The following is a 23477-nucleotide window of genomic DNA, read 5'->3' as shown; positions in this document are numbered from 1 at the left end:
ATTGATATAAACAACGGATTATGAGTTTGTTATGGAGTTTACAGTCATGCTGATTCTTTTCGGTCTCGGGCTTTGCAGCCTGATTATAATGGACGGCATCCGGAGGGTTCGAGCCGAAAGAACCGCGCCAGCGTTAAACACCCTCTCGCCTGAGCGCGCCGATCACACCCAGACGGCTCACAGGGTAACCCCCAACCCGAGTGAGGAACCTGCATCCGCAACCTCAGACGTACCCCGCCATGCAAAGCACGCCAGTATCTGTCGTCAAGCCGTGGAAACGCTTCCGGCTGACGGGGGCGCCTTCATTTTCTCCGTCGTGATGGATGATGACCACAGCCTAAATTCCTTCATTCTTCAGCGAATGGGAAGCGGCTTGGCCACGTATGACGACAACCTCAAGGGGTATCACGGCGCAAGCAGCATGGGGCACTACTTCTTCACTGTCTTCAGCGCCTTCAATCCTGGCGCCCTGCCTTCCCCGGATCAACTTCAAGCAAGGGATAGCCTCCTGGTGCAAGGGCTAACCTTTATCGTGCCACACCGCGCCATTGCAACGGACATCAACCCCCTACAGGAAGCAATCTCGCTGGCCTTTGCTGGCGCTGTCTTGGGCGGAAAGCTCATGGATGATGCACATGAACCCATGACTCAGGAAAAATTGAACGCCCTCGCTGATGAAGCGTGGCGAGTTCAGGCCGAAACCAAGACCGTCGCCTGACTACCTACGCCTGCCGGGCGTGACTTAAAATTGGCGCCAGATGTAGTCATCAGCCGGTGATAATCCTGACTCTTCCAGCAGGTCAGCGATAGCCTCGCCCGCCTCAAGGCGCTCGCGGCCATTCACCGTGATATTCTCAGCAATGGAGATGACCTCGCCAATCACGTTAGCATTGCCGTTGAAGGTAATGTCGCCGCCAGACCAGACGATACCCTCCAGAACATCATTGCCCATTCCCGACACCACAATATCTCCAAGTGCTACCAGCGAGGTGGAGAACGTAGACGGCTGCCCTTGCCCGCCCACGCCTGTAGTGATACTGCCGGTTGTCACCAGCAATATGTTTTCCATCCCAGAATCAATCTGTCCCACATAGTCTCCGTTGCAAAAGGCGATGCTCGAGCCGCTTGCCATAATCGTGCCCGCATCACAGCTGGCGATCACGTCATCGCTTCCCAGCAGGGATTGGATATAGTCGATGAACTCTGTGATTGCCTGTATCTCGCTCGGATCCGCACCGGTGTTCTGGCCTGCCAGACTGCCCGCCAGCATGAAGTGACTCGCCTCTGGTCGTTTTGAATCGCCGACATAGCCCTCGATCACGAATACGAATGAGCCGAGCTCATCGGTCAGCACGCAAGGCGTGTAACGGCTGCCTGAGTGCGTGTCTGAGTGGTAAAAGCCCGCCTCCCAGTCTTCCCGTCCTGATGCATCTAGCACCATGGCATCCTGGCAATCCAAGCCGGATTCATCCGCGACGACGAACATTCTTTCAGCCGCTTCTGATTCAGCACTCATCTGCGCCTGGACCGCCGCTCGATAGTTGCCGGCCAGACGCTCATCGATCAAGGAGGACTGCATCATCGACACCCCCAGCATCAGCATTGCTGTCAATAGCACCATCACTATCACCAGCGCGGCGCCCTGCTGGGATTTCATGGCATTTCTCGAAAGATAATTGGGCAAGGTATGGGTATCCGGCAAGGCGTTAATGGCGGTTTCACAACGTCAGGGTATCAGCTTTTCCTATATACTGGTGTGAACACCATAAAATTGGGGAAGGCCATGGAAAACGGTAACGGCAACATACCGCCATCTCACCAGAGCACACCTGCGCAGCCTGAAGAAGAGGTATCACTGGCCACATTGAAACCTTCACTGAAAGCCGCGGTGCCCACCTGGCTCGCTTACGGCCTCCTCGGCTTTGTGGTCATGGAAATTCTGAAACTCCTGCATTTGCCGGTGACCTGGATCGCCCAGTCGATCGCGGACGTGATGGGTGAGGCCTTTCCCTACGAGACATGGCAAGCATGGGTGTACGGCCTTGTTTGGCTTGCTTGTCTGTTTCCCGCCATCCGCAAGACGCTCTCGCTGGCGGTCATGGAATTTCATTTCACAAGCCAACGAATCAACTACACCCATGGCATTCTCAATCGCCGCAGGGATCAGGTCGAGCTGTCGCGTATTCGAGACATTATCGCCCTTCGCCCGATCACCCAGCGACTTCTAGGCCTGGGAACACTTCGGCTCGATACCGTGGATCGCTCACACCCGATTCTCGACATTCCTGGCCAGAAGGACGTGTATGAGATGAAGGAATGGGTCAATGAGCTCAACCAGAGAGAACGCCAGCGCCAGGGTTACCGCGAATTTGAAGGAACGCAGTCTCTTGGGTAAGCGTTTTCGCCCAGCAAGGACGATAGACCCCTATATCGGTGGTAAAGAGAGCTACCCATACGCGCTACAGGAGAACCCCCATGGTCTACACCGACAGCCAACGCGATATCGTCCTTGCCGCACTCGCCAGTCTTGAAGAAACGCTCTGGGAAAAACACAGCACCCATCACATTAAAGGGATGCTGGCACCGCTTGATTGGGCTAGCCAAGACAGCAGTGCTGAGCTGCATCGGCTCCACCTCAAGATGACCGCCATCCAGAGGGGTGCCCTTACCGACCGCGAGAACCTTATTCTTGCTGCCGCCCTCGAGGACCTGGTGCAAACCGTGAATACCCGCGAAGATCTTTCCGGCATCCTCCACGGTACCCGCCTTTCAGCCACAGATCTCTCGAGTTACCAGTTTGCGTTGGATGTGGTGAACATGAGCCCCGACCTTACCGCCAATGCCTTGTATCGGCCGAGGCAAGCCCCGGCTGTTTCAAGCCCTGCCCATCACGCTCCCGTCCGTAGCACAGAGGCGATTAGCTTATGAGTGCTGAGCTTCCAGTCATCATCCGCAGTCACGGCCAGGATCATGCATCGAGCCTCGGCAAGGTGGCTGACACACTGGCGCGTGACTTTCGCGGAAAGCACGTTGCGCTTCACTGGCGGCGAGTGTCTTCCGGCATGCGCCAGCTGGCCTTGGTCAGTATCACAGACGGGGGTGACATCACTTTTACGTATAACGGACAGCACTTTCCGATCGAGTCAGAAATTTACCCTTGAACGGGCATGCCCTTTGCCTCACCCACGAAGCTACCTACGGAGAAAAGAAATGCTCAGCGTTCCATGCTTGCACTATGACCAGTGGATCGATACGCCACTCGAGGATCTAAAAAAGGGCGATCTGGTTCGGGTCTCTGCAAAGCTTCTTGATGTGCTTGGCCCCGTCTACGTCAAGGACGGTACCCAATATTTACCGGCGACCCCACATGACCAGCAACCTATCCGGCTCATGGTTGGCGAGTATGCCAGGAATCGCCAGCATATCTGTATGGTTATGGATATGTGCCTGGCTGACTTGCATGAGTTCCCTGATGGTACCGCATTGATAGGCAATCTTGCGGCCGGCAGCATTTTTTCACCGAGGCTGTCCGAGCCTGACCTCGAGACGTTCTGTAAAAAGCATATTTCACGCTATAGGGCCTTCGCCGATGACCACGAGCACATTCTGGATACCGGCGAGGTCGTGCCTATCACGCCGTGGTGGGAGCCGATGCTAATCACCGGATAAACGACCCTGGCCTACGCCACTACGCACCCTTTTCGAAATAACCAACATATTTTCGCCCACCGGTCACAAGGGACCCCTATATGGGTGGTATGCAAATTTCGCTCCTGAGGTACCCACCATGCAACTCTCTTTCAGCGATCGCCACCTAGCCGCAATCTCTGTCTCCTGCCTGCTGGATACCCTCAAGCAACAGCGAGATACAAGCCACCTGGATGATCGTCTCGTCTGGGAGATGCAGCGCCCTAACTATGCTGCCCGGCTCACTCAATTGCTGGATAGGCTTTGCCACGACGGAGATCTTGTCATCGACAAGGACAGCGCTGCCCTTCTCTGTGCAGGGATCTCCGATCTGGTGATGGCCACCTACGTCGCTCGCAATTGTGGCCCGCGCACAATTCCTGATCGCGCCAACCCAATCCGCCACAACTGTACTTTACTGCGCCTATGCCATCTGCAACATGAAGTGGCCAGCCTTCAGGGAACAGCGGTAACAGGCATGGCCGCTGACCTGCTCGACAGGCATCCCCTGAAAGATCCTTCCCAGGTGGTACCGCTGGAAATGATTACGAACCTCGTCGCAATAACGCCCTGTACCTCTGCAGAAAAAGTCGTTTGCGCGTGATTCTTTGACCCATCCCCAGAAACAAAAAAATGGCGCCTCGACCGTTGGTCTCAGGCGCCAGCTCTTTCACCGCTCAGCGGTTATCACATAGCCGCAAACCGCGATCGGCAGTCCAGCGTGACCAGCCCAGGCACGGCTCCCAGCCCCGTGAGCCACTGCTGCAGGGATTCCGCCTGATCAAAAGGCACCCGCTTGTGTAGCCGTTTACCCCGACCATCAGCCACCCACTCAAAGCCTGCCTGACGTACCGTGGCTTTCTGCTCCAATGGCAGCCCGAAGGCATCCACCAGCGTCTCATCCTGATCTGCTCGCGCCAGCAATTGGCTAACCATGCAGGAATGGCGATTAAGTAGCCAAGCAAGCGCAGCAGCCTCGTTAATCGAACGCCCGCTCTCGTAAAAAGCGCCTGTCTGCATGCAAAGGGTCTCGAGGATTTTGCCCTGGTAGCCGTACCGCTTGTGCCAATCAAGATCACGTGCAGAGCACCCCCAGCGAAGGCGCGCATGCGCAGGGAAACGGGTATCGAAAAAGCGCCGGCTTGTTAGCGCATTGTGTGAAATGACGATCGGGTCATCATGCATCAAGGCAGCGATATGAGCGTCATCGAACGCCTGGCCTTGCAGCGCTTCATTCGTCAAGCCCAGCGCGCCCTGCTGTTCGTCGCTAAGCGCACCCCCTGGAAACTCAACGCCTTGGTAACCGGCTGCGACCGACATTGCACAGTTCCCATCCGCATTTCGAGTGGCGTAACACTTGAGCATGCCAATCTCGACCGGCGTATCCCCACTTACATCATTGCCAGTAGCCTTGAGCATGAGGATGATAAGCGGCGTTCCTTCCTGGACTGTGCCGGCCATGGACGCATCAAGTTTCGGTCCAAGCGTCGCCTGGTTCAGGTGAATTCGACGTAAAACGCGAAAGCGATCTGGGTTATCGGTGATCGCGCTGCATAGGCTACCCAGCCTGTCTGGTGTCAATGCTTCAGGTTTGATCATCGTTTACGCGGGAAACCCGGTTGCTTTAGCGCCGGGAGGGATAGCGCGTCGCCCGAAGGGCGACTAGGCTACCTTTTCCCTTCTCCTTACAGTTAGATTGTGGCTGTTTGATGATAACGATAGCCATCACCGTGCTGGATTAGGGTGCAGGCTTTCCACCTGCTGGGCTGTTAGGCTCTGCCCGTAAAGGCCTAGTAACGCGGGGCTTGCGCCCCATCTCCCCTCGGGAATGTCTGCAACCGGCTCCTGCGTTTCCGCAGCGATCAGAACCTTCGGCGCTTTACCTTTCGCCAGCATGATCCTGATCTTCCAGAGCGCCGAACTGAGAGAAGCATTCGGCGGTGGGTCTTGACGACCTGTTGCAAACGTAGCGGGTTGGCTACCGCTTTCCCTGGTCAACCGGGCTTGTTGTTACAAGCATTGCCCTTTAGGGCGAGGTAGTTGACAAGCCTCTCCATGAGAATTTTGGTGCAACTGGATAGCCGCATTATGTCTTGAGAAATTGTTGCCGGTGTTATCCCCGCTTTCACGGGGAATCTCACTCGTCGTAGTCGTCGTAGGCAGGTAGCGAGCCAAAGCGCCCATCTCTTTCACGGAAGCTATGGCCAAAGTAGCGCGTGGCATCTTCGTCGGTGTGTGGCGCTTGAAACACATTGGCGATTTCACGCTCGTCTTCGTCAATTTCCCGATCGATGTCCCGGAAGTCTTGCGACACCCCGCCTGGTCGACCTGAAGATGACCCCAGGCTAACGAAGCGAGACTCGCTTACCGATGCCCTTGCATGGTCGCCCGCCGGTGACCCTGCGTCTTGCGCTTTACCCTTCGGCAAACCCAGCAATTGGCCAAGTTGATCCTGTAACTGCGTATTGAATATCTCAGCAGCGGATGCCTCTTTTTTTGAGTAGCGAATCTTGCAGTCAGTCCGGGGCATGACGCCACGCTTCTTAGGGGTTGGCGCCGCGCTTTTCCGGCCGACTTTCGACTTCTTTTGGGTAGGCTTTTTGCGGCCCGGACAGGTCGGAGCTGGCTTTCTCTCAGACTGGGGAGCGGCGAGCGCCGGGCCACACGGACGGTTGTTCGCATCACGATGGATCACCCGAGACATCGCTTCTGCCTGGCGCTGGCGCTGACGCTGCATCTTGGCTTGCCAGTTGGCCGCGGCAATCTGGCGTTTCTCTTCCCCCTCTGCATTACGCAGCGCGTCGGCTTTTTCCTTGGCTACGAGCGCAGGGGGCTTCTTTACCGCCACTACGCGAACATTGCGCTTCTTTTCTTTCTCTCGCTCCTCAATCCCCAGCCGATTGAGTGTAGTTCGCACCGTGTCCGGCACGACGGTCATGGTGTTTTCGGGAGAAGGCGCTTCGTCAGTGAGAAACCCTTTCCCCGAGCAGCAGGGGCAATTTGGGGCATTTATCTCGCCGCCGTGACAACGTGGGCACAAATCCATCTGACATCCTCTTGTTATGGGCGATCTTGTTAAACGGTCGTGAATACCTTTGCCTTCGGCATCTCGCCTCTCTAGCCGCCGTAGGTTTTTGAACGCAAGGCACCGCTTGAAACCCTTGGCGTCGGGTTCAACGTTTCGATGGGCTTGGCGTCCGGCAGTACGAGGTGCTTGTCGCTGGGGTACTCATGAGAGGCTGGAGAGCAACACTCCCGACTGTCCGGTGAGAACCAGGACCAGCGCGCAGGGTCGCCGTAATGATGACGAATGGCGGCTCTGTCGGCAGGCTCCTGCAGGTCAAAGACCGTTCCCGCCGGCACCATGGCGCTGTATACCCCAAGCCAGGGGTCAACGATGTAGCGACCACGAATCAGGGCGAAATCATGACCTCCAACCCAATCCTGAATATCGGGATTACCAACCGGGTTGTCCCTTGTGCAAAACCCATAGACATCGCCCTCACCCAGCGCCTCGATGATCCACCAGGCGCAGTGGGTGCATTTTCCCATCTCCTGTCCGTTATCCAGCAAGGCCACCCCTTCCTCGCTATAGGTGATGCCCATGACATCCTCGGTGGCGATCATTCGGGCGAGCGCCTCCTTCAAGTTCTTGTCGGGGAGTAACGCTTTCAGGGATGGTGGGATAGACATCGCAGCTCCTTACGTTAGGGCGAGAGACTTGTTTCGTGCATAGGCTCTTGCAACCGTGCCACGACCGCCTCAATTTGCTCGAACAGAGGTGACTCTGGCCTGCACGAATTATCGATCACCACCGCGCCAATGTTTGAGGGCGCCGTCTTGGGGATCGTGCTGATATAGGTATCCCAGTTAATCAATTTCCAAACATCACGACTGGCACCACGCGAAAGGATGCGCTCCCGCGCAGTGCGCGGATCGACATGAATCCATATCTTGATAACGTCCGCATCAAGCAGCTCGGCCTCAAAGTGAATGCCATCCAGCCACTGGGGATCACCGAATTCGCGAATGAACGGTGCGCTGCAAATGACCGTGTGCCCCAGCGCAAGATTCTCCAGCGCATGCTTCATCATCGTCTCGTATTCGATATCCCGCACTTTGCCGAGATAAACGCCAGACTCACGGTCATCGACGTGTGATCCCAGCAGCTGGAGCATCTGCTCGGTAAAGAACTGCGACACCGTGTCCTTGTCTACGAATAGGCCCAGGCGTCCGGCTAGCGCCTTACCGATTAATGTCTTGCCGCTGCCCGGCATGCCTCCGATCAAGATTAATCGTCTGGCCATAATGGGTTGCCTGTTCAGATGCACCGCTATGCGTTGAGTAAAAGTGACCGGGTTCCGACTACGTTAGGCAAGGAGCCAGCGAGCTAAGCGAGAAGGCACGCTGGCTCCTTGCCTCAGGGAACCATGATCAGCTCGTCTTCCTGGTCGGCGAGACTCACGTTCGTCTCGGCCAAGGCCTGCGCCAGCTCTTTCTCTGAATCCGTCCCGGCACCGCTCAGTAACTGGCGGCGAATGCCCGCCTCGATTTCGGCCATCAACGCCGGGTTTTCATCCAGAAAATCCGACGCATTGCTTTTGCCCTGGCCGATCTTATTGCCCTTGTAGCTGTACCAGGCCCCAGACTTGTCGACCAGCTCGCACTGCACCCCGAGATCGATCACCTCGCCGGCCCGATTGAAACCCTTGCCATAGATAATCTGGAACTCGGCCTGACGAAACGGCGGGGCCACCTTGTTCTTCACCACCTTGACGCGGGTTTCGTTGCCAACGACTTCATCGCCCCGCTTGATCGAGCCGGTGCGGCGAATATCCAGACGGACGCTCGCGTAAAACTTCAGAGCGTTTCCGCCAGTCGTGGTTTCTGGGTTTCCGAAACTCTGCCCAATCTTAATGCGAATCTGATTGATAAAGATTACCAAGCAATTGGCGTTCTTGATGTTGCCGGTGATCTTGCGCAGCGCCTGGGACATCAATCGTGCCTGGAGCCCCATATGGGAATCACCCATTTCGCCCTCGATCTCAGCCCGGGGTGTAAGCGCCGCCACCGAATCGACCACTACCACGTCCACTCCACCCGAGCGCACCAGTAAGTCGGTCACCTCAAGGGCTTGCTCGCCGTTATCGGGTTGCGACACCAAAAGATCGTCCAGGCGAACGCCAAGCTTTTCGGCATAGCTGGGGTCAAGGGCGTGCTCGGCATCAACGAAGGCACAGGTCTTGCCTTGCTTCTGTGCCTCGGCGATCACTGACAGGGTGAGCGTGGTCTTGCCCGAGGATTCCGGCCCGTATATCTCCACCACACGGCCATAGGGCACCCCGCCAATGCCCAGGGCCACATCGAGGCCCAGTGATCCGGTGGACACGGACGGCATGGTCACGCGGGGCGTATCGCCAAGGCGCATGACCGTGCCCTTGCCGAACTGTCTTTCTATCTGGGTAAGTGCCGCACTGAGGGCTTTCTGGCGGTTGTCGTCCTGCTTCTGGGTCTGGCTCATGATGTCTGCCTCTCTGGTAAAGCGAGTGATTGGAGATCCTTTTCCATGTCCGCTCATTTTACTATTTAGATACCATAGCATCCGAATGATTGGCACTTCAGCACTACAGATAGGTGAGAAAACTCTCTCAGCAAATGCAATCAATCAGTTCGGCTCGCGTGGCACCCTGCGGCGAGCGCGCAGATAGCCCGCCACGCCCATGCAGGCGCCAAACCCGAGCGCCGGCACCAGGGATGTAAGGCTCATTACCGAAATGTCGCTCGCCATAGCCGTTTGATCCATTGCCAAGCGAAACGCAGCCACCGGAATGCCCCAGAAAACCATCACGGAAAGGGCAAAGATGCCCAGTCCATGCGCGATAGGCCTATCCATGAAGTCATCTGATCCACTCATGCCAGTCACCCTGTTTTAGGCTCAAGCCGTCTTGCTTATAAATAATTCCCGTACACATACTATAACATGGGAAAATGATACCTAGCGGCATTTGCCAGTTGCTGCTCCCTGGAGAGATGGCGAGTATTTTCGCCCATTTTTAATCAAGGACCCCTATATCACTGATGAGTCCCGGCGGGTGGAAAGCGGCATCAATGCCTCGGTAAACACCCGCACTTACCCTAAGCGAGGAAAATGCCATGCCAGCCCCCGAAACTACTGCCACGGATCAGTCAACGCTCGCAAGCGACGATAAAGCCAACCGCAAGGCCTCCGCTGAGTCGGCTGAGCGTGAAGGTGAGGCCCAGAAAGAAGTCGAACAAAAGCGCAACATGATGCAAAGAATCATGGACTTCTTTTCCAACCTCTTTCGTCGTCGCGTGGCGGTACAGGAAAAAGCCCAGGAAAAGAGCCCCACGGAAGAAGCGGCTACGGCAAAACAAGCCGCTGCCGGGGGCAAGAGCAAGGATAAGCTCGACCCCGACCTTGGCGTGAAGCCTGAAATGGCCAAGCCCGAGTCAAAGGGAACGGTTGCGCCCCTGGAAGGCTCGTATCTAGCTAACACTAACCACGCCAAACTACTGAACGCCGCCCGCACACTGTCGGCGGACAGCCCCACCCCCAAGCTCGGAAGTTCTGAAAAGTTAGATATAAAACCGATGGACGACCACAGCCTCAAGGCGTACCGCTCCAACACGGCACAGCTTTTGAGTGTTCATAAAGAGGCCGTCGCCGAGAAGGTAGATGGGGTTAACCATTCCGGCGCAGGCGGTACCAAACTCAGCTATAACGATTCCGTGCCTTACAAGCCTAATATCGAAAAACTTGACGCCCGCCTGTTTCCGTTACTGGCGACAGACAGCAATTCAAACATAGGCGAATCTGACATCAATCGCGCCCTTTACGCGGCCAAGGCGATGGAAGAACTTCAGCGCTTGAACGCCAACGGCGTGCTCTACATGAATGAGCACGATACGCCCGAACAAGTTGATTTCTACGTCGATAAAGTTGAAAAGTCTGTCCGTGACGCAGACCTGACAAAGCTTGCCGAAAGCGGCAAGAGCCCCGAAGAGATACACGCTAAACTGGTCAGCGATGCGAAAGCTCATTACACCAATTTCATCAACAAGGACAATCACAGCCCCGACACGGAGAAAGACTTCGATGCCAAGCTCGCTGATCATCAGGCTGAAGCGTCAAAACCGCGTTTTCAGATGAAATCTCATTCAACACCGGCCATGTAATAAGAAGGGAGTGCCCGATCGGGCACTCCCTCTTGGTTCCAGCTTTCCAAGCGTCAATCGTTAACGCCCACTACTGGAATCAGTCTTCTGTCCGCAGCAACCATGATTCGACCACTTCATCCCCATACTCATCTTTCCAGGCTCGCAAGCCCTTGTGATTGCCGCCGCGAGTCTCGATCACTTCCTGGGTTTCAGGGTGCTGAAATACCTTGAGTTGACGCTTCTTGCGGCCAGTAGGGGTGGTGTTTAGTGCCTGGGCTTCAACGCCGGAGGGATCCATGAGCATCAAGATATCTTTTGCGGACTTCTCATACTCCTGCATTAATGTCTCAAGTTTGGACTTAAACTCAAGCTCTTTTTGCAGCCGGGGATCCTCGGAAAGCTCATCCAATTCCCGCTGCAGTCGTTTCATGTCCATTTCGGCTTGGGCATAACGCTTTATCAATGAGCTCATACGCTTTAACTTCCTTCACAGTAGATTTACACGACTAATACTAGCATGTTTCAGGTGTTCAAATTATGGTTTAAATGTTTGCGCTCGCCGCCGGGATTAATTTCCCTTGTGCGCCAGCTTATGTCCCGGCAGATAAAAAGCCGCCATAGAAAATCTATAGCGGCTTGGGCTTGGAAGAGCTAAGTCAACAACGTAAAGAAACTGTTACTTCTTTTTCTTTTTGATGTTTAGCAGCAAGTTGACCACCGCCCGCTTTTGCTTTAGTTCCTGCGCTGGAGACTCATTGCCCTGGGGCGATTCCTGCAAGTCAGCGGCTGGCGCTGGCGCCATGGTTGCTTCCACCGCCGCTCCTGCCTGATACCCAGCAACGTCATTTTCCTTGCTGGCCGTCGTGTCGCCTTGCATTGAGGTCTGGTCTACGGCCTCACCAGACACGGCCGTTTCGCTGTCTTGTGCGAGATCGTAGTCGTCGTGACCTGCTTGCTCGACGTCTGCTTCATCGGCTGCATCAGCGGCTTCCTCGGCTTCCTCGGCTTCCTCGGCTTCCTCTGCAACGTCGCCTTCTGCGGCGACGTCAGCGTCATCCACTTCGTCTGTTTCCGGTGCGCGGGCAGCCTGAGTGCCCACCTCTGCAAACGGCTTAGGAATCTGTTGAGCCGGGTCTGCCTGATCCTGCCCCTGGCCAGCCTCGGAATCGGCCTGCTGGTGAGTTTCGTCCTCTGCGGCCTGGGAGGCTGCTGGCGGGGCACTGTACCCAACGCCCATTACGTCGTCATCCACGCCGCTCAGCAATTCATCCACATCATCCGGCATGGTCGACCAAGAGGCCGAACCCTGTCGATAGTCCTGCTTTTCCATCGCCGGAGTCGTACCCGAGCCTGCTGTCGCACCAGCGTCCTCGCTACTTTCGACAGCTTCGGCCTCTTCCCCAGCTTCATCGCTCTCTGCAGCCGCTGCGGTTTCATCGACAGCTTCATCGCTGTCATCAGGCACCACCGAGCGCTCATCACTTACATGGTCGGACGCCTCCTCGGCCTCCGGCGACTGGTACTCCGTTGTTTGGGTGACGACAAGCTCCGAACCATCGAGGGTTTTCAAATACCCACTCAGCATCGCCACCAAGTGCCCCTTGATAACCTCGTTCTCGAGATCCGGGTCCTGCTTCAGTGTCGTCATCAGATCCAAAATACGATTATTTTCCTCCTGAGCCGTCTCAAGCAACGTCGCCATGCGTGATTGCGCTGAGGTAAGAGCCTGGATCAAGTCATCAATCCCCCGCTGAGGGAAACCGGGTGACGCTGCAGTGAAACTTTCCATTTGGGTCATAGGGAACTCTCCAGTGATACGGAAGGTGGCGAAGCACCATTCTATTTGCCACACCATGATACCATTTAGTATCCCTGTAACGGTGAACGCCCTATGTCCCTACGCCTTTCATTACATGAAGCCAAAAAGCTTGGCATCCATTCCAAAGCGCCCGCACCGGCAAAGCCAAAACCGAAAGGAGCGCTTGGCCATCTGGGAACATCCGCCGAGAGAAGTCCACCGCAACGAACGCTCTTCCAGACCCTGCGCATCGTGCCGGAGACGGCTCGCTTCAGCTGGGTCTGGGAGGTGAAAGATCCTGTGCCGGGAAGAAAATTCAGCCTGGATATCGGCCTTCATCTGTCGCCTTTGCATAAACTTGGCATCGAGGTGGATGGCTTTCGCCATCACGGTCTCAGCAAGGAAGGCTTCTATCGAGACCGGGAAAAGGATTTCCTGCTTGATAAGCACGGGTGGAAGTTCATTCGCGTGCCTGCCGGTTTGATAGAAAAGGACATCAATCTGGTGCTGTCGCGGATCGCCTATATGGCCCAGCGACTGGAAGCTCAGCTGCTGCGCGAGCGGCTGCAAAATGCCCCAACGTGGTGGTTGTCTCGCTGGAAGGAAATCACAAGGTCGGGCCTGCCTCCCCTGCCATGGACCCTGTATCACCACCCTGCCCCTGAGGGCTGGTTCACACGACATTCCCGCACACACCGTATGGATAACCGACTCTTATGAACGCCTTCATTAAGCGCCTAAAGCGCCAGCCTGAGTCCAACCCCCTGGGTGACCTTCCGCTTATGCCAGGTGGCTGCTTTGCGCTCCAGCATGCCGATAAAGCCAACATGCCGAACGCGCTGGCGGCATTGCTACGCGCCTCTCAGCAGTATTGCAGCCGGCACACCAACGGCGATGCGGTCTTTCTCATCGGGCTCGACCCAACCACGCAGCAGCGACACTTCCCCGACGCCATGCCGTTGATCCCCGAGAAAGTGCTTGATGGTCTCACGCTGTCGCCGGGCACCTACGCCATGCTGCTGCGCATGCTGCATGGCGAAACCGAACTGATCGACCACCAACATGATCTGCTGTTGCTGGAAATGCTGGGCATGGACGCACCGAAGCCGATCCCGTTGCCTTTGTTCCCTGAGTGGGTAGAAGATCAGCTCAAGCCCGAAAACCTTATCAGGATACTGACGCATCCTATGGGGGGCGAGCGTGCCGCTGGGGCTGCGCTCAAGGCGCTGATGATGCACCCGTCCTTCTCGTTCGCCGCGCTCGACAGCCTGCCTTCGGTCGCCCAGCGGGTAACCTTATATGACAAGGACAACTGGAATCCTGAGCAGCGACGCCTCAACCAGAAAAGCCAGCAACTGTTTCGTGACTGGCAGCAACACGCCCAAAAGATCACCCTCCTGGCCGCCGAAATAGCCGCGGCACCACCCCCTGAGTTTTTCTTTCTTGCGGAGTTACAGCGGTGTATCAAGCAAGGGGGCACCTGGGTTATTCCAGATGAAAAGGCCGCAAACGTGGCGGCAAGCTTGCACGTCATGGGAATGGCCAATGGGCTGCGCCAGCGTAACCACTGGTATGTCGATTTGAGTGCGCCTGACCTTCAGGAGAAACGGGCAGAGATACAGCGCTCCCTGGAGCGATTTGCCGTCCAGCTGTGGCAGCAAGGGGATGCCCGCCAGAACGGCTTTGGGCCTTCGCTATGGGTCTATTGGGACGCACCGGCACTGGGTCACACTCCCCGGCGCTTGCTGCATGGGACTCAGGCCACGCTTGCGAGTCTTGATATGCTCAGCCCTCTATTGGACGACGACCGTGAGCGCAGGGGTATCGAAGAAGACAATGAAGAGGTGATGAAATCGGAGGAACTGGATCGAAGCTACCTGGGGCTGTTCGAGTCACAAAGCGGGCAGTTTCGCCATCTTAAACCGCAGGAGATAGCGGCGCTTGACTGCCTCAGCGATTGACACTCCGCTCCAAAGGAGCGGATTCTTGCTTCATAGACGATTCCCCGAAGGAATGGCTTGGTTATCGCCACAATATCGTCTCCACAAGCGTAACTTTCCGGCTGCCCAGCGGTAGGTCAAGAAGACGTCAGCATTGTAACAGCAGGGGTGAGACTGGCAAGGCCCAAAGAGCCTTATTTCTCACCCACTGGCTTGGCCTCAACGGCTTTGCGCGTTAACAGATAAAAAACCGCGGATAATCCGGGCTATTCGCCTCTGCGCTAAGCTGCGTTCAATGTTGCTTTCAGCCGGTCATAAAGGTCATCAATCCCGTTAATGACCCACGCCTGCTCCGCATTCAACATCAGCGTTTCGCCAGGCAGATCGGGGGACTGGGTGCCGTTGAGGATAGGGAGCAAGGCGCTGGCATGCGCCGCCATGAGTAAGTTATACCGCGCCCGCAGCTCAGCAATGGCAACGCTGGCTTCTTGCGCTTTCGACCCCACCCGCTTTTCAACGCCCTGCTCTTGCTGCTGGATATATTCCAGCGCCCGGTTGACCTGGCGCTCACACGCTTGAAGCTTACCGCCGTATTCGATGACTAACTGGCTTGCGGGTAGTTGCATTACTCTCTCCTTGTGCTTTATGCCGGGGCGCCAGGCGCGAACCCTCGGGTATTTTGCTGAACCCCGGGCTCCTTGTCATGCTTTTGGCTGTAGGCTTGGATTTTATCCAGTCGCTCCTGAAACTGACCCAAGCGCGTCTCGATGAGGTTGGCAGGACCATCCCCCAGCGACACCTGTTGCTCGGCCTCGCCGACGTTCTCCAGCAACTTGCTGATTAACGCTTCCCGCTCCTGCGTGCGAGGCCCCAGGTCAAGCGCGCTAAAGGACCTTATTACACCAGAGAGTGCCTCACGCTCAGAATCGGTCAGGCGAGCGTAAAGCCTGTTACTGTCTCCCTCGACGCCATTCTCGAGTCGAGAATGATGGCCGCGCAAGCCTGTCGCAAGCGCCAGCACGCGATCGGCGTTCAGTGCCAGGGCCGATCCCGCCGCAAGGCCCATGAGGCCCCCGACAACCTCTCGCACCTTTTCCTTGGCAATACCGTTCGCCTGTATCCGCTCGGCAAATTCGGCTTGGGTGATTGCCGCCATATCACGCATGTATTCAAGATCACCCTCGACCATGGTGACATCCGCGATCACATACGCCGCGGCGGCCACCACGGGAATCGCCGCCACCTGCAGGGCGGGCTTCTCAATGATCTTGAGCAGTGTGTCGCGCATTTTGGACAAGCCGCCCTGGAGCCGTGAAATTTGGCCCATAAGCCGGCCATTGTCCGCCGTTTCCTCAATGAGCGCCTCGGCCGACTCCCGCGTCAACCCTTCGGTCCCGTCCTCCATGCGCCATTGATCCATCAAACTGTGCAAACGGTCCAGGTGCCAGGCATGAATATCTTGTGTCATGAGCAATCCCCTCTCTCGATTAAGTACCTAAGTTCCATATAGGGGTCCAAGGCACCGTTGTCGGCGAAAATGTTTTATCTCGCCACCACTCCTTCGTCTTCTTCCTCGGTCAAGGAGTAATCGAAACGCGGTTCGTCCGGGCCGTTGGCTTCCACCGGAACCTGATGCTTGCTGCTTTCATCGAGATCCTCAATCTTGAGCTGGTGAATAAGGTGCTCGCGGTACTGCCCAAGTCCTTTGATAGCGTTCCGAAAATAGGGCTCATGCTGGGCTTCGCCAAAGGCCACCTCCACATAGAAATGTGACAAGGCGCCCAGACTTTCGATATGGGTGGTCTGGCGCCCAAGACCGTTGAGCGAAAACCACACAGGTATCAGGTCAGGCGACTCGAAAAGGCGATTGCGGATGGCATAGGGCGATACAACACCGTAGTCGTCACGCGCTGCCGCAAGGATGCGCACCATGGCGGTCGTGCGAAAGGCATGGCACTTGATGGCCGTTTCCACCACTTCATCGGGCTTGAAGCGCTCGACATATTCCTTACGATCTTTCCCGAAACTTACCACCAGCTCTTTCTTGATGATTTCGGCGAACTCCGCCAGAAGCTTTCGGCTTTCAGCGCTATTGGAGGGCGGCCCTAACTGAAAGGCGAACGCCTTGTGGATCCGCTCATTCCACAGATCACTCCCCCAGACGTACTTATTGAGTTCGTAATGATGAAACCATTGACGCACCGTCCATTGCTGGCGCGTCGCGGGACTCGGGCTCAGGGTGCGATAGTGCTTGTCGATATAGGCCTTGTTGATTTCATCAAAGCCCTGCTGGTTGCGCACCTTCTTGGCCTTCCGCGCCCACTGGATGCAAAGCGGAATAAACAGCACCATCACCGCAGGGCGCCATACCGACTGACCCGCCACCAGGTATTGCCAGTAGCTAGGCCATTCGGGCTCGATGCTTTTATAGTCCGAGAGCTTCTGGGCGTAGTAGTCGTCCAGGAGCGGCAGATATTGCAGCGCTGACAGCATCGCCACGTCCATCGAGTACCAGAGACCCTTGATTTCGTCCTGGTAGAACCAGACCCCTAGCCCAAAGACCGCCGTGAAAAAAGCCACCGCCGCTAAGATATCTTCTTCTTTCACAGGCCACCCCTCGTAAGCATCTCTTCCGTCCGGTTGGTCTCAAGGGTATGCAAAACCCCTAAAAGCTGGTCTTGACGCATGCGGGAGGCGTTGAGCATTGCCTGAACCTCCTGCATTGTCGTCTGAGCTTCAAGACGCGTGGCGTAGCGCTGCCCTTCCGTCATCTGATCAAGGTTGTCGATATTGATGCTGTTGAGCTGCTCGCGCAGCAGCGCGATTCGGGGTTTTGCCGAGGCCTCACGGGCGACGGCTTCCACGACATAGGCATTAGCGGCGGCCTGAGCATTGCGCTCGACGACGGCCATGATCTTATGGGTGGTCTCACGACTACTGCTCTGTCGAATGTTGGTGGCGCCGCGTCCAACCAGGATGTTGCCAAGGCGCATTTCATGCGCAATGGCATTCATCACCTCTTGCTGGGTCGCGTCCTGATGGCCATCACCCTCAAGGCTCCACCCCGCGCCAAACTCAAGAGCTTCTTCGCCTTTCTGGGTAACCCAGGCAAGGTCGTCGCGCATAAGGTCAGCCATCGGCCACACACCCTCTGCGGTTTTTATCATGCTGTTGAGGGAAATCATGGCACTGGGAGCGATATCGCCACCGGATGCCGGATCAAGGACCACCGCATACTTGGCCAAGGCGTCTTCGCATTCACTCAGGGCCATATCTGCCAGCTCCACGCTGGGACCCACGCCCTTAATGAGAGCATCGCACGGGGATTGCCCGTCAAACGCCTCGTCGGTGAGACTTTGGATGGCCTCGCCCGCCAGCTCTCGCGCCAGCTGCTTGGGATCTAATCCCTCCCTCAGCGTCTCCTTCAGGTTTTCCAGGCGATCTTTGGTATTGGAGATGCGGCTGGTGATTTCCGTTTTCGTTTCATTGACCCACATCTCCATGGCGTCGATTTGACGTTTGATTTCCTGAATCCGGTTGTAATAGGACACCAGCTTGGTGGCCGCATCGATCTGGGTGCAGCTCTCGTAGGCGCTAATCGCCACCCCGCTGCCGGCAATCAGCGTAACGGCCAACAGCCCGCCAATGGCGGCATCCTTGATCAATGTCTTGGGTTTTGTTCGCTCCGTGGTCATCAGCGCGCAGACTCCATGACTTCCTCTTGCTTAAAGGCCACCAAGGCACCCAGCAACCGCTCTTGGCGCAAGTTGCTCTCCAGTCGCTCGATCAGGCTATGCGCCATCAGGGCTTCACTGAGCACCACGCCACTCTGGGCATCGGCCACGGATTTGCTGGTGGCGTTCGAGATGGAGATCAGCTGACCCGCCTGCTCACGCAACCCTTGCGCACTGGCTTCATACACCATGGGCGCCAGCATGCCATCCTGGGCGATCTTCCCGGCCACATGCATGCGGGTTTCCAGATAGGCGCGATCAATTTCATCGATGCTGAGATCGGGGACCTTATCGGCATCAATGGTTTCCGGAAGGGGCGGCACCAGAATCATGCGGTCGGCCCAGGACTTGGCAAGCACCATGTCTTCGACGGGCACTTCCCGATTGGCTTCATTCAGGGTGCCAGGGGTGTACGGCATCATGCTCTCCGGCGCCGCGAGGCCGTAGGCGATTGCCCGCATCATGGGAAGCACCTTGTTGTCCGCATCATCGCCCTCATGCTCAGCCAGATAGGCAAGCACTTCGGGGCGCTCTTCGAGCATGCTGGATGCGGTGGCCACCACCTCGGGCGGGATACCCATTTCTTCGACGGCGTAGTCATTGAGGTATTCACGCACCAACAGGCCATATTCGCGCCAGGCGAGCAGGTCTCCGGGCGTGAGAATGTCGCCGAGCAGCTGCACCAACTGGGTATCCAGTTGCTCATTCAGGAAGTCTTCAAGAAATTCAGCGCTGAGCGTCTGAAACTTGCCCCAGGCCATATCCGTGATTTCGGTGACGAAGAAATCCACGCAAAAGCATTTGCCGTTAACCGTGAAACACACGGGGCCAGCCGCTTGGGCGTCATCCACCTTGGACACGGTAAGCGGGAGGGCTATCGCGGCGGCAACAACAAACCCCGCCAATCGGCTACCCCATCGTGCAAAGGGTGTGCGGTTCATACAGACCCCCGAATCATTGGCCGCGACCTGCGAGTCGCATCCCTTCCTTTTCGTAGTAATAATTGGCGAGGCTCGCCAATTGAGCGCCGAGCAACCGCTCTCGCCGCAGATCCGACTCCAGGCTATCGAGAATCACCGGGATCGCTACGTCCGACATCACCGCAAGCTGGTTGGCGAGTGCCTTGCCCGGGGTCAAATCGGCATCTCTTGTCGCCACCTGGACTTCCTCGACGTATTTCCGATAACCGGCGATCCTGGGACCATTCATGGGGTACTGGGTGATGGCATCCTGAGCAAGAAAACGGTTCTGGAGGATAGCCATCCGACCGTACTCGTAAAGGACGCCCTTGATATCGTCCCGATCACCTTCAAGGGCCTGCATCAACGGTTTATCCTGGGTAATCATCAAGGCGTGATCACGGATCACATTCATCTCGTCTGCGCTCATCACCCCGCTGGCCTCAAGCGCCGGCGGCAACAGATATTCAGCCGCCTTAACCGGATCGATATTGCCGTCATCGTCCATCACGTCCCCAAGCAGCGCTCTGGCAGCCACCTCCATGCCATCGCCGCCTTCCGCGTGGTAGGCGGCATAATCTTGGTTTGCCTGATGCATGATAGCGAAGACTTCATGATGCTCGGCAAGGGCGGCAATCAGCTTGTCCTGGTCGATGCCCTCTGACTTCAAGGTTTCCCACAACTGCTTGTAGGTCACATACAGATCGTAAAGCGAGGTAACCGTCGTGATAATCGTGCCAAGAGATGGCAGCAGCACCGTGGCACTGGCCTCGGCCGGCTTTTGGGTAAACAGCAGGGCCGATAACGCAAAGGCCGCCACGCCGCCGACAATGCCACCTTTGAAGGCGCTGCCGGTGGACATCAGCCACCCCTTTGATTCCGAGTCGTCGCGCAAGGGCTCGCTACTGGCAGGCTTGGGAAGTTTCATGTCTGGTTCTCCATGGGTTGGTAACGCCGGCTAGTAGAGCCATGGCGGCAAGAAGGTTTCCGCGGCCAGCTCTTTCCCGTACTGATAGGGGCGCAGCGCAATGGCAAGCTCCCAAGCCCCCTTGGGGCCTTTTTCTGATTCCATCACCTGTGCCGTGATCATGCGCGGATCCAGGCCGTCTTCCATAAGCCAGGTGGCGAGGCTGCGAAGCCTTACCTGAGCCCTGGCGGGAGCGTCATAAAGCAGAGAACGGTCCACGGTGCGAGCAGCCAGATGAATCGAGTGCCGGTAAGGGAGATCACCCCCCTTGGCAGTCATCTCGACGGTCTCGATCAGCCGAAAATAGATCTCGTCGTACCACCAGCTGTGAAGCCCACCACGAAAGGGGTTGTCGGTGGCCAGAGCGCTGCGGTCCAGCGTGATCAGCAACACCTCGGACACGCTGTCCTTCTCGACAGAGACCGTCGCACCGCGACCCGGGAGACCCCCCCAGATATCGCGAAGAACCGCAACGTCATCTTGAAAACTTGCCGACGCTCCAACAAGAATGGGTTCCGCACCCTCGGCTTGCCGGTATCGCCAGGCAGCACCCGAAGCACTGTAGCCTGGGTGAACCTTTATCCCGTCCGGTTCGATTTCATTGACGGCACACCCTGTCAGGCCACCGCCCATCACTAGCGCGACGGCGGCCGCACCAGCCCATCCGCGGATCATATTCATTAGATTCCCTTGTCTAGTACATAGCACCATTATTTTACATTCTACCTGTTTTGGCTGGCGCTACGGGAACAAATAGCAAGGCTGGCCGGGCAAGAACCTGTGACGGCGTTCACATCCCCGGATTAGACGTCGTTCCTCGGCCACGGCGAGGCGATGCAGAGGCTTTACGCTGCAGAATGCCGGCGACCACAGAAGGCCACTGGTCAAGACCATTAGTTTCATTTTTCAGGGGCGAGGCGTCGGGTGACGACCCTAGCGATGGTGGCACATCCCACCCGCCCGCTGTCTCGCCGACACCCATTGGCTCGTAGTCACCACTCATGGATGCTTCATGCGCGGCAGCCTCATCGAGCATGGCATCATCCCAGCCATAATCGGCAAAGGCAGGAGGCATGGCGTCCTGCCCATCCGACGCGGGACTGACCACTGGCGTCGCCCTCTCCTGCGCGTCGGCTGCCGCCACCTCTCGCAAGGCGGGCGGAATTGTTTCGTCCGGCGATCGCCCCAATGGCTGGATGTCACTTTCAGTAAAGGCCGCCTCTTCGGGGAAAGCGCCCGTCACTCCTGGGTCATCGTGCACATTGACAGGCTCTAACACAGGCGCCGCGGGTTCGTGCCAGGCCCCCATGGGGATAGCCACATCGTCGTGGGGGATTTCAACACCGCTTGTCGTGGGCGTCATCGTATTTGCCGCGGGAATATCCGCCTGAGATGGCTCTGCCGCCGACTGGACCGCCTCCCGGGTTGGCCTGGTGTCCTCTGGCTCGACAGGGGAAGCGCTCACGGGGTCAGGTTGCTCCGGATCACCCTGGGTCAGCCTCACGCCCAGCCATGAAGTGGCACGCTCGATGAAGTCCACGGCCTCAAGCGCCGCTGCACTTACCCGGCAGGCCCGTTGCCCCATGCAGGCATACAGCCACTGAGCCTGCGCCTGCCCACCGGTGCTTTCATCAAACTCACCGGCAAGCAATAGCGTGCCATTCGCGGGCAACCCCTGAAGGTCTGGCCGATCGCCAAGATATAAGCGCCCTTCACTGCCATCGGCGTAGTCGGCATCCTTCAGGCCCCGCTTGTGTATCACGCGGACACCCCGGTATTCGATCCCCGTCAGCGCCTTGAGCAAAGGGTATACCGGCAGGTCGGTACGCCGCTCGATCATCTCGGCGATGCGCGCCTTGTCAGGATTTTTCAGCAGGGTGTCCAGTGCCTGGGCACGGGTATTGAAGCGCCTGGCCAGGCGGCTGTCCCACTCAGGGCGCGGAGCCCGCATCACCTGGGCCACCTCAAAGGCGTCACGCACCAGCGACGCCCAGATGGAATCCATTTCAATTAATAGCTTGGGGGAGGTTTTGCCCGAGGCACCCGGTTTCAGGGCGTCCAGCAGGTATTCAAGGCTCCCGACGCCCGTGCGGGACACCACCGCCCTGGGGGCCACGTTGTCGTTCGCCAAGGGGGCCTGTCTTGGCGCATCGTCCGCCACCCCCGCCTTCTCCCGAAAGGTATCAAAGCCCGGTCGGTGCCGACCCAGCGCCACCCCGGAAAGCGCCGCCAGGCTTTGCACCCAAGCATCCGGAAATTCAACATCATTTCGCACGGCCTGATCGATGGTGGCCTCAAGCGCCTGATCGCAGGAAAGCCTAGCCGCCTGGTGGTGCGCCAGCACCTCGCTTCCCAGGGGCAAATGGCGAAGCGACTCGGGGGCGGCGTTCTTCACGCCCACGGCGGGATCGCCGAAACAAAAGATCGGGCAGGGCTGGGCCAGCAAGGCGGCAAGCTCGGCTTCGCAGAAACTCTCGGCCTCCGGAATCACCAACAAGCGTGGCGGCAGGTCCGGCGCCATGTCCGGCCACGCCGCCCCGTTCGCTGCCCAGCACTTCGCGGCTGCCTCACGACTCAGCCCAAGGCCAGTGTTCACCGGATCGTTGCGCTGCTGGCGCCATATCGTCTGCGCCCAGCCCAGCACCTCAGCGTTTGCTCGCCCTTTGCCCGAGACGTGCTCTGCACGGGGCGCATCCGCCCCGGAGAGATAAAAGGCATCCAGGGCTTTCATCACCGGCCACAAGGCACTTCGCGAGGCCGAAAGATCCGCCAGCAAGTTTCTCAAGCGCTCCTGACGCTTCTTGGGCAAGCTTTCGCTGCCCAGACGCCGAAACGTCTTGGGGCCGTAGCTTGCCGCCAACAGATCCTCCAGGCGGTAGACCGACCAGCCTTGCCGGCGGTAGCGACGTATTTCCGCTGCACCGGCGTTGCTTGGAACCACCATGGCCGCTTCACCGCGACGCAGGGAGAGTTTTTCCTGAACCCCTTCCAGCGCCTGGGTCACCAGCCGCGCCCGCCAATCAGAAACCGGGCCCGGGTAGGCTTCCACCGCTGCGATGACATTCGCCGGGGCGGCAATCATGCCGCTGGCGAGGGCGTCGATCAGCGCCGACACCTCCGCTCCCTGATCCTTTTCAAGCCGACTCTGGCGAGACATGGCATTCATTCCTGGTACTGGTTTGTGGCACGCATTACTTCATCTAGGGGCCAAAC

27 protein-coding genes are annotated in these 23477 nt (G+C 57.3%); 10 read left to right on the top strand and 17 right to left on the bottom strand.

The genetic code is table 11. The features are described from left to right. Positions 1-46 precede the first annotated feature (46 nt). A complete protein-coding gene (locus tag DU506_RS00960) occupies positions 47-718 on the top strand; it encodes a hypothetical protein (protein ID WP_147273712.1) in 672 nt (223 codons plus the stop codon). A gap of 24 nt (positions 719-742) precedes the next feature. Here the strand turns inward: DU506_RS00960 and DU506_RS00955 are convergent, their stop codons facing one another. Next, positions 743-1657, bottom strand: a complete 915-nt coding sequence (locus tag DU506_RS00955; RefSeq protein WP_114485082.1) for a pilus assembly PilX family protein — start codon at positions 1655-1657, stop codon at positions 743-745. A 126-nt stretch (positions 1658-1783) separates the two neighbouring features. Between DU506_RS00955 and DU506_RS00950 the strand changes: the two genes are divergently transcribed. The 5 genes from DU506_RS00950 (at position 1784) to DU506_RS00930 (ending at position 4291) form a co-directional block, all read left to right on the top strand. Next, positions 1784-2395, top strand: a complete 612-nt coding sequence (locus DU506_RS00950; RefSeq protein WP_181870653.1) for a PH domain-containing protein — start codon at positions 1784-1786, stop codon at positions 2393-2395. 80 nt (positions 2396-2475) lie between these two features. Next, positions 2476-2928, top strand: a complete 453-nt coding sequence (locus tag DU506_RS00945; RefSeq protein ID WP_114485080.1) for a hypothetical protein — start codon at positions 2476-2478, stop codon at positions 2926-2928. Next, positions 2925-3161: a hypothetical protein gene (locus DU506_RS00940; RefSeq protein WP_114485079.1), complete on the top strand. Its 237-nt coding sequence runs from the start codon at positions 2925-2927 to the stop codon at positions 3159-3161. Before DU506_RS00945 ends, DU506_RS00940 begins: the two co-directional genes overlap by 4 nt. Before the next feature lie 49 nt (positions 3162-3210). After that, positions 3211-3669, top strand: a complete 459-nt coding sequence (locus tag DU506_RS00935; protein ID WP_114485078.1) for a hypothetical protein — start codon at positions 3211-3213, stop codon at positions 3667-3669. A gap of 118 nt (positions 3670-3787) precedes the next feature. Beyond that, positions 3788-4291 carry a hypothetical protein gene (locus DU506_RS00930; protein ID WP_114485077.1) on the top strand — a complete coding sequence of 168 codons (504 nt, stop codon included), beginning with the start codon at positions 3788-3790 and terminating at the stop codon, positions 4289-4291. An 83-nt stretch (positions 4292-4374) separates the two neighbouring features. Here DU506_RS00930 and DU506_RS21550 read toward each other — a convergent pair whose 3' ends face one another. Then, entirely contained in the window at positions 4375-4707 is a 333-nt protein-coding gene (locus tag DU506_RS21550) for a hypothetical protein (RefSeq protein WP_181870652.1), read from the bottom strand. A gap of 177 nt (positions 4708-4884) precedes the next feature. Here DU506_RS21550 and DU506_RS21545 point away from each other — a divergent pair, with 177 nt between their 5' ends. Then, complete coding sequence (locus DU506_RS21545; RefSeq protein ID WP_181870651.1) at positions 4885-5202, top strand: hypothetical protein; 318 nt, start codon at positions 4885-4887, stop codon at positions 5200-5202. 622 nt (positions 5203-5824) lie between these two features. Here the strand turns inward: DU506_RS21545 and DU506_RS00915 are convergent. The 5 genes from DU506_RS00915 to DU506_RS00895 all read right to left on the bottom strand — a co-directional run bounded on the left by DU506_RS00915 (position 5825) and on the right by DU506_RS00895 (position 9601). Continuing rightward, entirely contained in the window at positions 5825-6733 is a 909-nt protein-coding gene (locus DU506_RS00915; protein WP_114485074.1) for a hypothetical protein, read from the bottom strand. A gap of 71 nt (positions 6734-6804) precedes the next feature. Continuing rightward, a complete protein-coding gene (locus DU506_RS00910) occupies positions 6805-7380 on the bottom strand; it encodes a hypothetical protein (protein ID WP_147273709.1) in 576 nt (191 codons plus the stop codon). A gap of 14 nt (positions 7381-7394) precedes the next feature. Next, on the bottom strand, positions 7395-7994 hold the full coding sequence (locus tag DU506_RS00905) for a P-loop nucleotide/nucleoside kinase family protein (protein ID WP_114485072.1): 600 nt from the start codon (positions 7992-7994) through the stop codon (positions 7395-7397). Between the two features lie 113 nt (positions 7995-8107). Next, positions 8108-9208 carry a recombinase RecA gene (recA, locus tag DU506_RS00900; RefSeq protein WP_114485071.1) on the bottom strand — a complete coding sequence of 367 codons (1101 nt, stop codon included), beginning with the start codon at positions 9206-9208 and terminating at the stop codon, positions 8108-8110. 144 nt (positions 9209-9352) lie between these two features. Next, on the bottom strand, positions 9353-9601 hold the full coding sequence (locus DU506_RS00895) for a hypothetical protein (RefSeq protein ID WP_114485070.1): 249 nt from the start codon (positions 9599-9601) through the stop codon (positions 9353-9355). Positions 9602-9840: 239 nt separating this feature from the next. Between DU506_RS00895 and DU506_RS00890 the strand changes: the two genes are divergently transcribed. After that, positions 9841-10884, top strand: a complete 1044-nt coding sequence (locus DU506_RS00890) for a hypothetical protein (protein WP_114485069.1) — start codon at positions 9841-9843, stop codon at positions 10882-10884. 79 nt (positions 10885-10963) lie between these two features. Here the strand turns inward: DU506_RS00890 and DU506_RS00885 are convergent, their stop codons facing one another. Together DU506_RS00885 and DU506_RS21540 are read right to left on the bottom strand one after the other, a co-directional pair. Next, positions 10964-11338: a histone-like nucleoid-structuring protein, MvaT/MvaU family gene (locus DU506_RS00885; protein ID WP_114485068.1), complete on the bottom strand. Its 375-nt coding sequence runs from the start codon at positions 11336-11338 to the stop codon at positions 10964-10966. A 204-nt stretch (positions 11339-11542) separates the two neighbouring features. Then, positions 11543-12664 carry a hypothetical protein gene (locus DU506_RS21540; protein ID WP_181870649.1) on the bottom strand — a complete coding sequence of 374 codons (1122 nt, stop codon included), beginning with the start codon at positions 12662-12664 and terminating at the stop codon, positions 11543-11545. A gap of 93 nt (positions 12665-12757) precedes the next feature. Here DU506_RS21540 and DU506_RS00875 point away from each other — a divergent pair, with 93 nt between their 5' ends. Then, positions 12758-13384: a PDDEXK family nuclease gene (locus tag DU506_RS00875; protein ID WP_114485067.1), complete on the top strand. Its 627-nt coding sequence runs from the start codon at positions 12758-12760 to the stop codon at positions 13382-13384. Next, complete coding sequence (locus DU506_RS00870; protein WP_114485066.1) at positions 13381-14625, top strand: hypothetical protein; 1245 nt, start codon at positions 13381-13383, stop codon at positions 14623-14625. Before DU506_RS00875 ends, DU506_RS00870 begins: the two co-directional genes overlap by 4 nt. Positions 14626-14885: 260 nt before the next feature. Here DU506_RS00870 and DU506_RS00865 read toward each other — a convergent pair whose 3' ends face one another. The 8 genes from DU506_RS00865 to DU506_RS00830 all read right to left on the bottom strand — a co-directional run bounded on the left by DU506_RS00865 (position 14886) and on the right by DU506_RS00830 (position 23421). Continuing rightward, a complete protein-coding gene (locus DU506_RS00865) occupies positions 14886-15230 on the bottom strand; it encodes a hypothetical protein (protein WP_114485065.1) in 345 nt (114 codons plus the stop codon). 17 nt (positions 15231-15247) lie between these two features. After that, positions 15248-16072: a hypothetical protein gene (locus DU506_RS00860; protein WP_114485064.1), complete on the bottom strand. Its 825-nt coding sequence runs from the start codon at positions 16070-16072 to the stop codon at positions 15248-15250. 74 nt (positions 16073-16146) lie between these two features. Continuing rightward, complete coding sequence (locus DU506_RS00855; protein WP_114485063.1) at positions 16147-17211, bottom strand: secretion/conjugation apparatus DotM-related subunit; 1065 nt, start codon at positions 17209-17211, stop codon at positions 16147-16149. Further along, positions 17208-18299, bottom strand: a complete 1092-nt coding sequence (locus DU506_RS00850; protein WP_114485062.1) for a hypothetical protein — start codon at positions 18297-18299, stop codon at positions 17208-17210. Before DU506_RS00850 ends, DU506_RS00855 begins: the two co-directional genes overlap by 4 nt. After that, complete coding sequence (locus tag DU506_RS00845) at positions 18299-19279, bottom strand: hypothetical protein (RefSeq protein ID WP_147273708.1); 981 nt, start codon at positions 19277-19279, stop codon at positions 18299-18301. Before DU506_RS00845 ends, DU506_RS00850 begins: the two co-directional genes overlap by 1 nt. Before the next feature lie 13 nt (positions 19280-19292). Continuing rightward, complete coding sequence (locus DU506_RS00840; RefSeq protein WP_114485060.1) at positions 19293-20225, bottom strand: hypothetical protein; 933 nt, start codon at positions 20223-20225, stop codon at positions 19293-19295. 30 nt (positions 20226-20255) lie between these two features. Next, on the bottom strand, positions 20256-20945 hold the full coding sequence (locus DU506_RS00835) for a hypothetical protein (RefSeq protein ID WP_114485059.1): 690 nt from the start codon (positions 20943-20945) through the stop codon (positions 20256-20258). A gap of 109 nt (positions 20946-21054) precedes the next feature. Then, positions 21055-23421 carry a hypothetical protein gene (locus DU506_RS00830; RefSeq protein ID WP_114485058.1) on the bottom strand — a complete coding sequence of 789 codons (2367 nt, stop codon included), beginning with the start codon at positions 23419-23421 and terminating at the stop codon, positions 21055-21057. Positions 23422-23477: the final 56 nt, after the last annotated feature.

Source organism: Vreelandella rituensis (assembly GCF_003336665.1).
Lineage (GTDB): Bacteria > Pseudomonadota > Gammaproteobacteria > Pseudomonadales > Halomonadaceae > Vreelandella > Vreelandella rituensis.
The sequence above is the reverse complement of the archived record's forward strand: the minus strand, read 5'-3'. Positions and strand labels throughout refer to the sequence as shown.

Excerpts from the sequence above, each read along its gene's own strand:
- DU506_RS00960 (WP_147273712.1), top strand. The coding sequence starts at position 47 with ATGCTGATTCTTTTCGGTCTCGGGCTTTGCAGCCTGATTATAATGGAC.
- DU506_RS00955 (WP_114485082.1), bottom strand. The coding sequence starts at position 1,657 with ATGAAATCCCAGCAGGGCGCCGCGCTGGTGATAGTGATGGTGCTATTG.
- DU506_RS00950 (WP_181870653.1), top strand. The coding sequence starts at position 1,784 with ATGGAAAACGGTAACGGCAACATACCGCCATCTCACCAGAGCACACCT.
- DU506_RS00945 (WP_114485080.1), top strand. The coding sequence starts at position 2,476 with ATGGTCTACACCGACAGCCAACGCGATATCGTCCTTGCCGCACTCGCC.
- DU506_RS00940 (WP_114485079.1), top strand. The coding sequence starts at position 2,925 with ATGAGTGCTGAGCTTCCAGTCATCATCCGCAGTCACGGCCAGGATCAT.
- DU506_RS00935 (WP_114485078.1), top strand. The coding sequence starts at position 3,211 with ATGCTCAGCGTTCCATGCTTGCACTATGACCAGTGGATCGATACGCCA.
- DU506_RS00930 (WP_114485077.1), top strand. The coding sequence starts at position 3,788 with ATGCAACTCTCTTTCAGCGATCGCCACCTAGCCGCAATCTCTGTCTCC.
- DU506_RS21550 (WP_181870652.1), bottom strand. The coding sequence starts at position 4,707 with ATGCAGACAGGCGCTTTTTACGAGAGCGGGCGTTCGATTAACGAGGCT.
- DU506_RS21545 (WP_181870651.1), top strand. The coding sequence starts at position 4,885 with ATGAGCGTCATCGAACGCCTGGCCTTGCAGCGCTTCATTCGTCAAGCC.
- DU506_RS00915 (WP_114485074.1), bottom strand. The coding sequence starts at position 6,733 with ATGGATTTGTGCCCACGTTGTCACGGCGGCGAGATAAATGCCCCAAAT.
- DU506_RS00910 (WP_147273709.1), bottom strand. The coding sequence starts at position 7,380 with ATGTCTATCCCACCATCCCTGAAAGCGTTACTCCCCGACAAGAACTTG.
- DU506_RS00905 (WP_114485072.1), bottom strand. The coding sequence starts at position 7,994 with ATGGCCAGACGATTAATCTTGATCGGAGGCATGCCGGGCAGCGGCAAG.
- recA (WP_114485071.1), bottom strand. The coding sequence starts at position 9,208 with ATGAGCCAGACCCAGAAGCAGGACGACAACCGCCAGAAAGCCCTCAGT.
- DU506_RS00895 (WP_114485070.1), bottom strand. The coding sequence starts at position 9,601 with ATGAGTGGATCAGATGACTTCATGGATAGGCCTATCGCGCATGGACTG.
- DU506_RS00890 (WP_114485069.1), top strand. The coding sequence starts at position 9,841 with ATGCCAGCCCCCGAAACTACTGCCACGGATCAGTCAACGCTCGCAAGC.
- DU506_RS00885 (WP_114485068.1), bottom strand. The coding sequence starts at position 11,338 with ATGAGCTCATTGATAAAGCGTTATGCCCAAGCCGAAATGGACATGAAA.
- DU506_RS21540 (WP_181870649.1), bottom strand. The coding sequence starts at position 12,664 with ATGACCCAAATGGAAAGTTTCACTGCAGCGTCACCCGGTTTCCCTCAG.
- DU506_RS00875 (WP_114485067.1), top strand. The coding sequence starts at position 12,758 with ATGTCCCTACGCCTTTCATTACATGAAGCCAAAAAGCTTGGCATCCAT.
- DU506_RS00870 (WP_114485066.1), top strand. The coding sequence starts at position 13,381 with ATGAACGCCTTCATTAAGCGCCTAAAGCGCCAGCCTGAGTCCAACCCC.
- DU506_RS00865 (WP_114485065.1), bottom strand. The coding sequence starts at position 15,230 with ATGCAACTACCCGCAAGCCAGTTAGTCATCGAATACGGCGGTAAGCTT.
- DU506_RS00860 (WP_114485064.1), bottom strand. The coding sequence starts at position 16,072 with ATGACACAAGATATTCATGCCTGGCACCTGGACCGTTTGCACAGTTTG.
- DU506_RS00850 (WP_114485062.1), bottom strand. The coding sequence starts at position 18,299 with ATGACCACGGAGCGAACAAAACCCAAGACATTGATCAAGGATGCCGCC.
- DU506_RS00845 (WP_147273708.1), bottom strand. The coding sequence starts at position 19,279 with ATGAACCGCACACCCTTTGCACGATGGGGTAGCCGATTGGCGGGGTTT.
- DU506_RS00840 (WP_114485060.1), bottom strand. The coding sequence starts at position 20,225 with ATGAAACTTCCCAAGCCTGCCAGTAGCGAGCCCTTGCGCGACGACTCG.
- DU506_RS00835 (WP_114485059.1), bottom strand. The coding sequence starts at position 20,945 with ATGAATATGATCCGCGGATGGGCTGGTGCGGCCGCCGTCGCGCTAGTG.
- DU506_RS00830 (WP_114485058.1), bottom strand. The coding sequence starts at position 23,421 with ATGTCTCGCCAGAGTCGGCTTGAAAAGGATCAGGGAGCGGAGGTGTCG.